The sequence below is a fragment of the Streptomyces sp. NPDC033180 genome (assembly GCF_055577645.1).
On record NZ_JBVIPU010000003.1, the window covers coordinates 308,017 to 320,681 of the forward strand.

The window sequence follows — 12,665 nt, forward strand, 5'->3', positions numbered from 1 at the left end:
TCAGCCGAGTGGGTGGGCGGCCAGCAGGTCGCCCAGTGCCTCCTCGTGCGCCGCTGCCGGGCCGAGGGCAAGCTCCAGTTGCTTGGCCCACGCGTGGTAGCGGTGCAGGGGGTAGTCGGTGTCGGATCCGAAGCCGCCGTGCAGATGCTGAGCCGTCTGCACCACCCTGCGTACGCCGTCCGACGCCCAGATCTTGGCGACGGCCACATCCCCCGTGGCGGGCAGGGCGCCGCTCGCGCCGGTGCTGATGCGCCAGGCGGCCTGCCAGAGGGTGACCTCCATCGCGCGCAGGTCGATGTAACGGTCGGCTGCCTGGACCGCCACGGCCTGGAAGGTGGCGACGGGGAAGCCGAACTGCTCGCGTTTGCCGGTGTATTCGCTGGTCATGCTCAGCACGCCCTCACCGAGGCCGAGCGCGAGGGCGCAGGTCCCGGTGGTGAGCAGGTCGCGCAGCCAGTCCCAGGCCCCGTCGGCCTCGATGATGTCGGCGCCATCGAGCCGTACGGATTCCAGGCTGAGCTCGCCGAGGCGCTCACCGCTGGTGGACACCTGCTCGGCGAGGGTGAGGCCGTCGTGCGCGCGGGGGATCAGGGCGAGGACGGTCCGGCCGGCCGTTGTGTGGGCGGGCACCACGATGAGGTCGGCGTTCTGTGCCCAGGGCACGGCTGTCTGTGTGCCGTCGAGCAGCCAGTCGTCGCCATCCTGCCGTGCGGTGACGGCGAGTTCGGCGCGGTCGTGGCCGCTGCGGCCGCTCGCCGCGACGGTCAGGACGAGCTCTCCGCGGGCGGCCCTCGGCAGGATCCGCTGCTTCAACTCCTCGCTGCCGTAGGTCTGTACGGCATAAGCGGCAGCGCTGCTTTCCAGGAGCGGAATCCGTGCGAGCTTCTTCGCCGACTCGCGCAGGATCAGGCAGAGGGCGATGGCGTCCAGGCCCGCGCCGCCGTACTCGGGGTCGAGGAGCAGGCTCAGCAGGTCGGCTCCGGCGAGCTTGGCCCACAGGGCGCGGTCGAGGTCCTCGGCGACGGCGCCCGGGACGAGGGCGGGGCTCGGCACTCCGTCGGGTGCGACGGAGGCGAAGAGCGCCTTCGCCGCCTCGACGGCCGCCTGCTGTTCCTCGGTGAAGGTGAAGTCCACTGCTTGTCCTCCCGCGCACCGGCCCGACGATTCTGTCTCTGCCTGTTACACCCGCTGTTTCTGACGGGTCGTCAAGATAGAACAGGTTCTATGGGAAGGGAACACACCTGCACGCGGGGCTCTCAGCGGTCGAAGTCCAACTCCACGGTGTCCGTGGCCGGATGGGACTGGCATGCGAGCACATATCCCGCCTCGGTCTCCTCCGGCTCCAGCGCGAAGTTGCGGTCCATCCGCACCTCGCCCGAGACCCGAAAGGCCCGGCAGGTCCCGCACACCCCGCCCTTGCAGGCGTACGGCGCGTCCGCGCGGTTGCGCAGCACGGTGTCGAGGAGGGACTCGCCGTCCTGGACCGGCCAGGTGCCGGAGCGGCCGTCGAGCGTCACCGTCACGGTGCTGTGCGCGGGAGCGGCCGTCGCGGAGGCGGGTGCCGGGGAGGCGAGGCCGCCGTCCACGTGGAATATCTCCTCGTGGATGCGCTGACGCGTTACGCCCAGGCCGCGCAGTGTCTTCTCCGCGCCCTGCACCAGTCCGAACGGACCGCACAGGAACCAGCCCGCGACCTCCTCGACGGGCAGCAGCGCCGGCAGCAGCCTGGCCAGCCGCTCCTCGTCGAGCCGTCCGGAGTCGAGCCCCGACTGCTGCTCCTCCCGGGAGAGGACTGTGACCAGCTGGAACCGGTTTGGCCAGCGATCCTTGAGATCGGCGACCTCCTCCAGGAACATCGTCGACGCGGCGGTGCGGTCGCTCCGGATGAGGCAGAACGTGGCCTGCGGTTCGCGCTCGAGGAGTGTCGTGACGATGGAGAGCACCGGTGTGATCCCGCTGCCGCCGACCACCGCCGCATAGCGCCCGGGTGCCGGCTCCAGCGTGAAGCGCCCGGCCGGGGTCATCACGTCAAGAACGTCGCCGACGGCGACTTCTTTCAGGGCGTACGTCGAGAAGGCGCCGCCTTCTACGAAGCGCACCCCGACCCGCAGGGTCCGGGGTTCCGAGGGGCTTTCGGGGTGGGGTGCGGGTGCGCAGATCGAGTACGTACGCCGGATCTCCGTGCCGTCGACGAAGCGGCGGACGGCGAGATGCTGGCCCGGTACGAAGCGGTACTCCTCACGCAGGGCAGGGGGCACCTCGAAGGTCAGCGTCACGGAGTCGTCGGTGAGCTGCTCGACCGCCGCTACCCGGAGCTGGTGGAAGCGCGCCATCACAACTCCTTGAAGTGGTCGAACGGTTCACGGCAGGCGATGCACCTGCGCAGGGCCTTGCAGGCCGTCGACGAGAATCGGCTGAGCAGTTCGGTGTCGGTCGAGCCGCAGTGCGGGCAGCGGACCGAGAGGGTGAGGGGTACCGGCCCGGCGGTGCTGTGCGGGCGCGGGGGCGCGATGCCGAACTCCGCCAGTTTGCGGCGGCCCTCGGCGCTGATGTCGTCCGTCGACCAGGCGGGGGATAGCACGGTGCGCACGGAGACCTCTGCCATGCCGCGCTCCCGCAGGACCTGCTCGATGTCGGCGATCATGGTCTCTATTGCTGGACAGCCGGTGTACGTGGGGGTGAGCTCGACATCGACCTTGCCGATGCCGCGGACGTGCACGCCGCGCAGAACCCCGAGCTCGGCCAACGTGATGACCGGCAGCTCCGGGTCGGGCACGGAGCCCGCGAGGGCAAGGAGCTCCTCCTCGAGGGCGGTGGTCACCATGACGCCCCCGGGTGGCTGCGGTGCAGATGCTGCATCTCGGCGATCATCCGCCCGAAGGATTCGGTGTGCAGACCCTGGCGGCCCGCGCCCGCTGCCCAGGCCCCTTCTTGCGGGCCGACGGGCACGGCCAGGGTCGCCTTCTCGATCACGGCGGTCACCGAGGCAGTCCAACTCGCGTGCAGCGCCTGCCAGTCGATGCCCTCACCCCCGTCCGCCCGGTCGATGCCCTCCACCGGCCGGAACATCTCGCCGGTGAACCGCCAGAGCGTGTCGAGCCCGCGCTGCATCCGCTCATGGCTCTGAGCCGTCCCGTCGCCGAGCCGCAGCGTCCACTGCTCCGCGTGGTCCTGGTGGTAGGCCACTTCCTTGACGGCCTTCGCGGCCAGTGGGGCGAACGGAGTGTCTCCGCTCGCCAACTCGCCGTACAGCAAGGTCTGGTACGTGGAGAAGTAGAGCTGGCGGGCGATGGTGTGGGCGAAGTCGCCGTTCGGCTGCTCGACCAGCTGGAGGTTGCGGAAGGCGCGTTCCTCGCGCAGGTAGGCCAGTTCGTCCTCGTCCCCGGCCAGGGAGAGCAGGACGCGCGCCTGGCCGAGCAGGTCGAGGGCGATGTTCGCGAGGGCGACCTCTTCCTCCAGGACGGGCGCGTGGCCCGCCCACTCCCCCAGCCGGTGCGAGAGCACCAGCGCGTCATCGCCCAGCGCGAGGGCGGTGGCGGTGGCCGTCGGGGCCGGCAGCGCGGTCACAGGTGCTTCACCCCGTCCGGGATGTCGTAGAAGGTCGGGTGGCGGTAGGGCTTGTCGCCCGCCGGTTCGAAGAAGGAGTCCTTCTCGTCGGGCGAGGAGGCGGTGATCTGTGTGGACGGCACGACCCAGATCGAGACGCCTTCGCTTCTGCGGGTGTACAGGTCGCGGGCGTTGCGCAGGGCCATTTCCGCGTCCGGCGCGTGCAGGCTGCCCGCGTGGGTGTGGGAGAGCCCGCGGCGGGAGCGCACGAACACCTCCCACAGCGGCCAGTCGGTCGAGCTGCTCATGCCTTCGCCTCCCCGTGCTTGGCGGCGAACGCCGCTGCTGCCTCGCGCACCCACGCGCCTTCTTCATGCGCGGTCCTGCGCTGTGTGATCCGCTGTTCGTTGCACGGGCCGTTGCCCTTGAGGACTGCCCAGAACTCCGTCCAGTCGATCGGGCCGAAGTCGTGGTGCCCCCGCGCCTCGTTCCACACGAGGTCCGGGTCGGGGAGCGTGAGTCCGAGGGACTCGGCCTGGGGGACGCAGATGTCCACGAAGCGCTGGCGCAGCTCGTCGTTCGAGTGCCGCTTGATCTTCCAGGTCATCGACTGCTCCGAGTGCGACGACTCGTCGTCGGGCGGGCCGAACATCATCAGGGACGGCCACCACCAGCGGTCCACCGCGTCCTGTGCCATCGCGTGCTGGGCCTCGGTGCCTCGGCTGAGGGCGAGCAGGGATTCGTACCCCTGGCGCTGGTGGAACGACTCCTCCTTGCAGACGCGGACCATCGCGCGGGCATAGGGGCCGTACGAACAGCGGCAGAGCGGGACCTGGTTCGTGATGGCGGCGCCGTCCACCAGCCAGCCGATCGCGCCGACGTCGGCCCAGGTCAGCGTCGGGTAGTTGAAGATCGATGAGTACTTCTGGCGGCCCGAGTGCAGCTTGTCGAGCAGTTCGTCCCGGCTGGTGCCGAGGGTCTCGGCCGCGCTGTACAGATACAGGCCGTGACCGGCCTCGTCCTGCACCTTGGCCATGAGGATCGCCTTGCGCCGCAGGGACGGGGCGCGCGTGATCCAGTTGGCCTCAGGCTGCATGCCGATGATCTCGGAGTGGGCGTGCTGCGCGATCTGCCTGACCAGCGAGGCGCGATAGGCCTCGGGCATCCAGTCCCGCGGCTCGATGCGCTCGTCGGCCGCGACGGCGGCGTCGAAGACCGCTTCGTGCGCCGCCGTGCGTGCGGCGTCGGCCATCGCCTGGTCCGCCTCGGACCGGGCCGTCTGATGCTCGGCTGCTGTCGCCATCGCGGTCCCCCTCGACCTTTAGCTAGCTACCGACCGATCGTTCGGTTCGTGGAATTCAATGGTGCGGCTCAGCGCCATAGGGTGTCAACCCTGTGGATAACTTCACGGACGCTGTAACTGGCGCGCAGGCATGAGTACCGTTCCGCTGCGACGGGCGGTAGAGAGCCGTGTGACGGGCGGGCCGACGGGCGTACCGCCATGCGGGATCGGGAATCGGGGCGGAATGGACGCGAACGACAACAACGCGCACGAGCCACCGCCCCCGTCCTTCGACGCCGTCTCCCCGTCCTCAGGTGCCGCCCTCCCGCCTTCCGACGCCGTCTCGCCGCCTCCCGGCGGCATCACCCCCGTCCCGCCGGCCCCGGGGGCCGTGCCCGCGCCCGTCCCGACGCCCCGCACCGGCATCGCCGCCCTCTCCCCGCGCTACCAGGCGGCGGCCGCGCTCGCGCTCGCGCTCATCGCCGTCACCGCCTGCGTCCACGTCGGGATGCTCTTCCTCCACGTCGCCCCCGCGAACACCATGACCAAGCAGCACGGTCAGGCCGTCGACGACTGGATCTACCCCGAGTTCGAGCAGAACTGGAAGCTCTTCGCGCCCAACCCGATGCAGCAGAACATCGCGGTGCAGGCCCGCGCCGAGATCCGCACGGACAGCGGAACGACCCGGACCACCGCCTGGTACGACCTCTCCGCGCGCGACGGCGCAGCCATCGACGGCAATCTGCTGCCCAGCCACACGCAGCAGAACGAACTGCGCAGGGCCTGGGACTTCTACGTCGGCGCACACGACGCGCAGAATCGTCCCCGCGGCCTGCGCGGGGAGCTCTCGGAGCGCTACATCCGCCGCATCGTGATGATGCGCGTCGAGCGCGTGGAGCCCCTCGGCAAGGGCGCCACCATCGAGCGCGTCCAGGTCCGCTCCAGGACCACGAACGTGCGGCCCCCCGAGTGGAGCGATGAGAAAGTCACGACGAAACCGGCGCTCCGCCAGCTGCCGTGGTGGTCCGTGACACCCGACGACATGCCTCTGGGCAAGGCCCGAGAGTCCGAGGGGGACGCCCGATGAACCGCTTCGGCTCCCTGCTCGGGCGCGGCATGGAACGCGTCACCGCATCCGCTCTCGGCCCCTATCAGACCGCCGTGATCCGCATCGGATTCGCCGCCACCTGGCTGCTCTTCCTGCTGCGCGAGCTCCCCCACCGCCATGAGCTGTACGGTCCCGACAGCCCGTGGAACTGGGACATGGCCCAGCAGCTCATCGCGGAGAACGACGCCTTCACGGCCCTGATGTGGTCCGACGGGCGCATCTGGTTCGAGGCCGTCTACGCACTCGCCGTCCTGAGCAGCGCCCTGCTGATGCTCGGCTGGCGCACACGCACGATGTCCGTGCTCTTCATGATCGGCGTGCTCTCGCTGCAGAACCGCTCCATCTTCATGGGCGACGGTGGCGACAACGTCATCCACCTCATGGCCACCTACCTGGTGTTCACGCGCTGCGGCCAGGTCTGGTCGCTCGACGCCCGGCGTGCGCTGCGCGCGCGTACGGCGCCGGTCGACCCGGCGAAGACGGCACAGCCCGTCGACAAGGCCGGGCCCGTGCTGTGGTGGGCCCTTGGGCTCGGCCTTTCCTTGGTGACGTTCATGGGGGAGCTCAGCGGAGGCTGGCTGCTGATCTTCTGGGGGCTGTGGCTCGCGCACGGCCTGTGGTGGGCCGTCGGACGGCGGGCGCCCGACGGCGAGGCCCGCAAGCTGCTCGACGTCATCGTCAAGCTCGCGCACAACGCCGCGCTTCTGGTGATCATGGTCGAGGCGTGTCTGATCTACGCGACGGCCGGCTGGTACAAGATCCAGGGCAGCCGCTGGCAGGACGGCACGGCCATCTACTACCCGCTGCGTCTCGACTACTTCTCCCCCTGGCCCGCGCTCTCCGACCTGCTCGCCTCGCACGGCCTCATGGTGATGCTGGTGACGTACGGGACGGTCGCCGTGCAGGTGGCCTTCCCCTTCACCCTCTTCAACCGGCGGGTCAAGAACGTCCTCCTGGCCGCCATGATCTTCGAGCACGCGGTCATCGCGGTCGTTCTCGGTCTGCCGTTCTTCTCGCTCGCGATGATCGCGGCCGACGCGGTGTTCCTGCCGACGTCGTTCCTGCGCCGCGTCGGCGGATGGACGGCACGCGCGCGTGGAGCGCTGTTGTCGCGGTTCTCGCGCGGTGGCACGGTTCCGGGGCAGCGCGGGGCGGACGAGGAACCGGCCAGGGAATCCACCGAGCACGCGCGCGTAGGCTTCCCTTCATGAACGGGCCGTACAAGGGATGAGCGGGACGTACGCCAGATGAACGGGACGCACCAGCGTGATCCGGACAGTGCTGTGCGCGACTGGCGAGAGGTCGCCGACGCCTCCGTGCTGCTCGACGGCTTCCACGCCATCAAGCACGCGCTGCGCTTCGGGGCGCTGATCCCCTCGGCGCTGACCAGCGACAGGGCCGCTGTGCTCGCCCTCGCCGACGACCTCGCGCCGGATGTGAAGGACGCCCTGGCCGCGCTCCTCGTCCAGGTCCCGGACAGCACCCTGCGCGCCCTCGTGCCGCGCCTGCATCCCACGGGGGTGGCTGCTCTCGCGGTACGTCCTTCCCGTACGGACAACCTCGACGCGCTGGCCCGCATGCCGAGGACAGCTCCGGTCGTCGTCCTCGACGACCCCCGGAATCTGGGCAACGCGGGGGCCGTGATCCGGCTCGCCGCGGGGTTCGGGGCGACGGGAGTCGTCACGACGGGCACGCTCGACCCCTGGCATCCGACGGTCGTACGCGGTGGCGCGGGCCTGCACTTCGCCACGGCTGTCGAGCGGATGGACGTCTGCGAGCTGCCCCCGGGGCCGGTGTTCGCCCTCGACGCGGAGGGAGAGGACATCCGCCGCCTGAAGCTGCCGGACGACGCCGTGCTGGCCTTCGGGTCCGAGCGAAGTGGCCTGTCCGCGCAGGTGCGGGAGCGTGCCGACCACCTGGTGTCCCTGCCGATGCGGCCCCAGGTCTCCAGCTACAACCTGGCCACCAGCGTCGGGATGACGCTCTTCCACTGGTCGGCGGGCAGGCCTCCGGGTACGGAGGCCTGAGCCCGCCGCCGGGCGTCAGGCGTCCCTGCGCACCTCCACCACGCGGAAGCGGTTGGCCACGAAGGCGCCGTCGCACAGGGCGGCGTTCGCGGCGGGGTTGCCGCCCGAGCCGTGGAAGTCCGAGAACGCCGCCGTCTGGTTCACATAGAGGCCGCCCGTGAGGTTCAAGGAGAGCTGGGCGCACTCCTCCAGGCAGGTCTCCTCCACGGCGCCGGACACCTCGTCCGACGTCGTGTACGCGCCGACCGTCATGGCGCCCTTGTCGCGCACCGTGCGGCGCAGCAGCTCCACGGCGTCCGACGCCGAGTCGACCGCGACGGCGAAGGAGACGGGGCCGAAGCACTCGTTCAGATAGACGGCCTCGGCGTCCGGCTTCGCGCCGTCCAGCTTGACGATGACGGGGGTGCGGACCACGGCGTCCGGGAACTCCGGGTTGCTGATCTCCCGTGAGGGGAGGGCCACTTCACCCAGTCCGGCAGCCGCTTCCAGGCGGGCCTTCACATCCGGGTTGACCAGGGCGCCGAGGATGCCGTTCGCCCGGGCGTCGTCGCCGAGCAGGCCGTTCACCGACGCGGCGAGGTCGGACACCACGTCGTCGTACGACTTCGCTCCGGCGTCCGTCGCGATGCCGTCCCGGGGGATCAGGAGGTTCTGCGGGGTCGTGCACATCTGGCCGCTGTACAGCGACAGGGAGAAGGCCAGGTTGGACAGCATCCCCTTGTAGTTGTCCGTCGAGTCGACGACGACCGTGTTCACGCCGGCCTTCTCCGTGTAGACCTGCGCCTGGCGGGCGTTGGCCTCCAGCCAGTCGCCGAAGGAGGTCGATCCGGTGTAGTCGATGATCTTGATCTCGGGGCGGACGGCGAGGGTCTTGGCGATGCCCTCATCGGGGCGCTCGGCGGCCAGGCACACCAGGTTCGGGTCGAACCCCGCGTCGGCGAGGGCCTCGCGCGCGATGCGCACGGTCAGCGCGAGCGGGAGCACAGCGCGCGGGTGGGGCTTGACCAGGACGGGGTTGCCGGTGGCCAGGGAGGCGAACAGGCCCGGGTAGCCGTTCCACGTCGGGAAGGTGTTGCAGCCGATCAGGAGCGCGATACCGCGGGCCACGGGCGTGAAGCGCTTGTTCAGGCCGATCGGGTCGCGCTTGCCCTGGGGCTTGGACCACTCCGCGTTGTCGGGGGTGCGGGACTGCTCGACGTACGCGTACGCCACCGCTTCGAGGCCGCGGTCCTGGGCGTGCGGTCCGCCCGCCTGGAAAGCCATCATGAAGGCCTGGCCGCTGGTGTGCATGACCGCGTGCGCCATCTCGTGCGTACGGGCGCTGATGCGCGACAGGATCTCCAGGCAGACCATCGCGCGCACTTCCGCGCCCGCGTCGCGCCATGCACGCATTCCTGCGCGCATCGCCGGCAGCAGCGTGTCGATGTCCGGGTGGGGATACGTGATGCCCAACTCGGGCCCGTACGGCGAGGCTTCCGCGCCTGTCCAGTCGTCCGTGCCCGGTTGGTCGAGGTCGAAGCGGCTGCCCAGGAGGGCGTCGAAGGCGGCTTTGCCCTCGGGCAGGCTCAGACTGCCGTTTTCTCCATAGGCCTTGGGGTGCTCGGGGTGCGGCGACCAGTACGCGCGCGTGCGGATCGTCTCCAGCGCCTGGTCGAGTGTGGGCCGGTGCGTGGCGATCAGCTGGTGCGCGGTGAGTTCGGCGGCCATATCGGACCAACTCCTCGTCGAGCCGGCTCTTCGTCGAGCCGGCGAGCGGGGCAGGGCAGTGGGCAGGAACGGACAGACAGAGCTAGAGTAACCGAACGATCGGTCGGGACAAGGGGGTCCGCCGAACCTGTGGACAACTTCTCGCCGGGCACCCCGCACCCTCCGGCGGACACCTCGTGCGGGAGGATCGCGAGCATGACAGCACTCGAGCTCAGCAGCCCCGTTGCCGTGGTCGGCACGGGCACCATGGGGCAGGGAATCGCCCAGGTAGCCCTGCTGGCGGGCCACCCCGTGCGGCTGTACGACGCCGTGGCGGGGCAGGCGAAGGCCGCGGCCGCCGCGATCTCCGCACGCCTTGACCGGCTCGTCGAGAAGGGCAGGCTCGCGGCCGACGACCGGTCCGCCGCGGGGGAGCGGCTCGCGCCGGTCGACAGCCTCGCCGAGCTGGCCGGGTGCGGACTCGTCATCGAGGCGGTCCTGGAGCAACTGCCAGTGAAACAGCGGCTCTTCGAAGAGCTGGAAGAGATCGTCGACGAGGAGTGTCTCCTCGCCACGAACACCTCATCCCTCTCCGTCACCGCCATCGCCGGCACGCTCAGGAAGCCCGGCCGCTTCGTCGGCCTGCACTTCTTCAACCCCGCGCCGCTCCTCCCCCTCGTCGAGGTCGTCAGCGGCTTCGCGACCGACGAAACGGCCGCCACGCGCGCGTACGAGACGGCGCGGACCTGGGGCAAGACGCCGGTCCGCAGCGCGGACACCCCCGGCTTCATCGTCAATCGCGTCGCCCGCCCCTTCTACGCGGAGGCGCTGCGCGTCCACGAGGAGCGAGCCGCCGACCCGGCCACCATCGACGCCGTTCTCCGCGAATCCGGCGGCTTCAAGATGGGCCCCTTCGAGCTCACCGATCTCATCGGCCAGGACGTGAACGAGGCGGTCACCCGCTCCGTGTGGGAGTCCTTCTTCCAGGACCCCAAGTTCACGCCGTCACTCGCCCAGCGCCGCCTTGTCGAATCACGCCGCCTCGGCCGCAAGTCGGGGCACGGCTGGTACGCGTACGGGGACGACGCCCCGCGCGCGGAGCCGCACACGGCGGCGCCCGCACCGGCCCCGGCGTCCGTCGTGGTGCACGGAGAGCTGTTCCAGGCGCAGGCGCTGGTGGAGCTGATCGGCGACGCCGGTATCGACGTCACGCGCAAGAAGCCGATCGATCCCGACTTCCCCGGCTGGATCGAACTGCCCAGCGGGGTGCGGCTCTTCCTTGCCGACGGTTCCGCCGCTGACGACGCCGAGGCTCCGGTGATCCATTTCGATCTCGCGGTGGACTACAAGTCCGCGAGCAGGATCGCCCTGGCGCCCGCCGTGGCAGTGGGCGAGGCCCAGCTCCGTGAGGCCGTCGGTCTCTTCCAGGCGCTGGGCAAGCAGGTCAGCGTCGTCGCCGATGTCCCAGGGCTGATCGTGGCCCGTACCGTCGCCATGCTCGTCGACTTCGCACAGGACGCCGTCGCGCGCGGCGTCGCCGACAAGGAGGACATCGACACGGCGATGCGCCTGGGCGTCAACTACCCGCGCGGCCCGCTCGCGTGGGGCGAGGAGCTCGGCGCGGGCTGGGTCCTTGAAACCCTGGAGCGCCTGCACCTGGAGTACCCCACAGGCCGCTACGCGCCGTCCCAGGCGCTGCGCCGGGCGGCAGCGCGAGAGGACCAATCATGACCACCACCAGGCGCGACACGTACACCCCGGACACCCTCCTGACGGTGGCGGTCCGGGTCTTCAACGAGCGCGGCTACGACGGCACGTCCATGGAGCACCTCTCCAAGGCGGCCGGCATCTCCAAGTCCTCGATCTACCACCACGTCTCCGGCAAGGAGGAGTTGCTGCGTCGCGCGGTGAGCCGCGCGCTCGACGGCCTCTTCGGGATCCTTGCCGAGGACCGCGCGCGCGTGGGCACCGCCGTGCAGCGCCTGGAGCACGTCACGCGACGCACCGTCGAGGTGCTGATCGCGGAGCTGCCCTATGTGACCCTGCTGCTGCGCGTGCGCGGCAACACGGACACCGAGCGGTGGGCGATGGAGCGGCGCAGGGAGTTCGACCAGCAGGTCGCCGATCTGCTCAAGGAGGCCGTGGCCGACGGCGATCTGCGCTCGGACGTCGAGCTGCGCCTCGCCACCCGGCTGCTCTTCGGGATGATCAACTCCATCGTGGAGTGGTACCGCCCGGACGCCCGTGGCGCCTCGTCGGGTGAGCAGGTCGCCGACGCCGTCGTGCAGCTGGCCTTCGCGGGACTGCGCAGCGGCGGCTGACAGGCCGGCTTCCTCCCGTCTGGGAGGTCAGCTCTCCGGCTCCAGGTCGTCCTCCTCGAAGACCAGCAACGTACGTGTGCTGAGCACTTCGGGGATGGACTGCAGCCGGGTGAGGACCAGCTCGCGCAGCGCCCGGTTGTCCGGCGTGTGCACTAGGAGCAGTACGTCGAAGTCGCCGCTGACCAGCGCGATGTGAGAGGCGCCCGGCAACGTGCGCAGATGCTCGCGGACCGTGCGCCAGGTGTTCTGGACGATCTTGAGCGTGATGTAGGCGGACGCGCCCTGACCTGCCCGCTCGTGGTTGATTCTGGCCCCGAAGCCACGAATGACGCCGTCGTCGATGAGCCGGTTGATGCGCGCGTACGCGTTGGCCCGTGACACGTGGACGCGCTCGGCCACGGACCGTATCGACGCGCGACCGTCCGTGTGCAGGATGTGCAGGATGTCGCGGTCGATCGGGTCCAGCGGGCGGGGCAGGCCCTCCTGGCGGTCGCCGGCCCGGCTTTCGGGACGATCACCGTCGCGCCCGTCGGCCATTCGTTCAGATGCCATGTCCCCCCGCCTCCCTACCATGGACGTACTGCATCCATCCCAGGCTGTGCAGAACCGTTTGTCCACAGCCTGGAGGTGCCTGTAGCCAAAATGTGCCGACGACCGAACAATCGGTAGGTGAGGCGCCTCACATTGCCGCGCCT

13 protein-coding genes are annotated in these 12,665 nt (G+C 70.2%); 5 read left to right on the plus strand and 8 right to left on the minus strand.

Features of this window, described 5'->3' with window-relative positions; translation table 11 throughout:
- The 6 genes from ACZ5WE_RS12130 to paaA all read right to left on the minus strand — a co-directional run bounded on the left by ACZ5WE_RS12130 (nucleotide 1) and on the right by paaA (nucleotide 4,849).
- The gene (locus ACZ5WE_RS12130; protein ID WP_467685637.1) at nucleotides 1–1,134 is read right to left on the minus strand and encodes an acyl-CoA dehydrogenase family protein; all 1,134 of its coding nucleotides are present in this window, start codon (nucleotides 1,132–1,134) and stop codon (nucleotides 1–3) included.
- A 122-nt stretch (nucleotides 1,135–1,256) separates the two neighbouring features.
- On the minus strand, nucleotides 1,257–2,333 hold the full coding sequence (gene paaE, locus ACZ5WE_RS12135) for a 1,2-phenylacetyl-CoA epoxidase subunit PaaE (protein ID WP_467685638.1): 1,077 nt from the start codon (nucleotides 2,331–2,333) through the stop codon (nucleotides 1,257–1,259).
- Entirely contained in the window at nucleotides 2,333–2,824 is a 492-nt protein-coding gene (paaD, locus tag ACZ5WE_RS12140; RefSeq protein ID WP_467685640.1) for a 1,2-phenylacetyl-CoA epoxidase subunit PaaD, read from the minus strand. The genes paaE and paaD overlap by 1 nt, the downstream gene beginning before the upstream one ends.
- Nucleotides 2,818–3,567, minus strand: a complete 750-nt coding sequence (gene paaC, locus ACZ5WE_RS12145) for a 1,2-phenylacetyl-CoA epoxidase subunit PaaC (RefSeq protein WP_467685641.1) — start codon at nucleotides 3,565–3,567, stop codon at nucleotides 2,818–2,820. The genes paaD and paaC overlap by 7 nt, the downstream gene beginning before the upstream one ends.
- Complete coding sequence (gene paaB / locus ACZ5WE_RS12150) at nucleotides 3,564–3,854, minus strand: 1,2-phenylacetyl-CoA epoxidase subunit PaaB (RefSeq protein ID WP_160506146.1); 291 nt, start codon at nucleotides 3,852–3,854, stop codon at nucleotides 3,564–3,566. Before paaB ends, paaC begins: the two co-directional genes overlap by 4 nt.
- Nucleotides 3,851–4,849 (minus strand): 1,2-phenylacetyl-CoA epoxidase subunit PaaA, encoded by a 999-nt coding sequence (paaA, locus tag ACZ5WE_RS12155; RefSeq protein WP_467685643.1) that lies wholly within the window; start codon nucleotides 4,847–4,849, stop codon nucleotides 3,851–3,853. Before paaA ends, paaB begins: the two co-directional genes overlap by 4 nt.
- Nucleotides 4,850–5,072: 223 nt before the next feature.
- On the opposite strand from paaA, the gene ACZ5WE_RS12160 reads away from it, so the two are divergent.
- Genes ACZ5WE_RS12160 through ACZ5WE_RS12170 form a run of 3 tightly spaced genes read left to right on the plus strand, consistent with a single transcriptional unit; the run spans nucleotide 5,073 to nucleotide 7,963 of the window.
- The gene (locus tag ACZ5WE_RS12160; protein ID WP_467685645.1) at nucleotides 5,073–5,915 is read left to right on the plus strand and encodes a DUF5819 family protein; all 843 of its coding nucleotides are present in this window, start codon (nucleotides 5,073–5,075) and stop codon (nucleotides 5,913–5,915) included.
- Nucleotides 5,912–7,147 carry an HTTM domain-containing protein gene (locus tag ACZ5WE_RS12165; protein ID WP_467685647.1) on the plus strand — a complete coding sequence of 412 codons (1,236 nt, stop codon included), beginning with the start codon at nucleotides 5,912–5,914 and terminating at the stop codon, nucleotides 7,145–7,147. The genes ACZ5WE_RS12160 and ACZ5WE_RS12165 overlap by 4 nt, the downstream gene beginning before the upstream one ends.
- A 36-nt stretch (nucleotides 7,148–7,183) precedes the next feature.
- Nucleotides 7,184–7,963 (plus strand): TrmH family RNA methyltransferase, encoded by a 780-nt coding sequence (locus tag ACZ5WE_RS12170; protein ID WP_467685649.1) that lies wholly within the window; start codon nucleotides 7,184–7,186, stop codon nucleotides 7,961–7,963.
- 15 nt (nucleotides 7,964–7,978) lie between these two features.
- Here the strand turns inward: ACZ5WE_RS12170 and paaN are convergent, their stop codons facing one another.
- Nucleotides 7,979–9,670, minus strand: coding sequence for a phenylacetic acid degradation protein PaaN (paaN, locus tag ACZ5WE_RS12175; protein ID WP_467685651.1), 1,692 nt, complete (start codon nucleotides 9,668–9,670; stop codon nucleotides 7,979–7,981).
- Between the two features lie 195 nt (nucleotides 9,671–9,865).
- Between paaN and ACZ5WE_RS12180 the strand changes: the two genes are divergently transcribed.
- Nucleotides 9,866–11,380, plus strand: a complete 1,515-nt coding sequence (locus tag ACZ5WE_RS12180; protein ID WP_467685653.1) for a 3-hydroxyacyl-CoA dehydrogenase — start codon at nucleotides 9,866–9,868, stop codon at nucleotides 11,378–11,380.
- On the plus strand, nucleotides 11,377–11,970 hold the full coding sequence (locus tag ACZ5WE_RS12185; RefSeq protein WP_467685654.1) for a TetR/AcrR family transcriptional regulator: 594 nt from the start codon (nucleotides 11,377–11,379) through the stop codon (nucleotides 11,968–11,970). The genes ACZ5WE_RS12180 and ACZ5WE_RS12185 overlap by 4 nt, the downstream gene beginning before the upstream one ends.
- A 27-nt stretch (nucleotides 11,971–11,997) precedes the next feature.
- Here the strand turns inward: ACZ5WE_RS12185 and ACZ5WE_RS12190 are convergent, their stop codons facing one another.
- On the minus strand, nucleotides 11,998–12,522 hold the full coding sequence (locus ACZ5WE_RS12190; RefSeq protein ID WP_467685656.1) for an Lrp/AsnC family transcriptional regulator: 525 nt from the start codon (nucleotides 12,520–12,522) through the stop codon (nucleotides 11,998–12,000).
- Nucleotides 12,523–12,665: the final 143 nt, after the last annotated feature.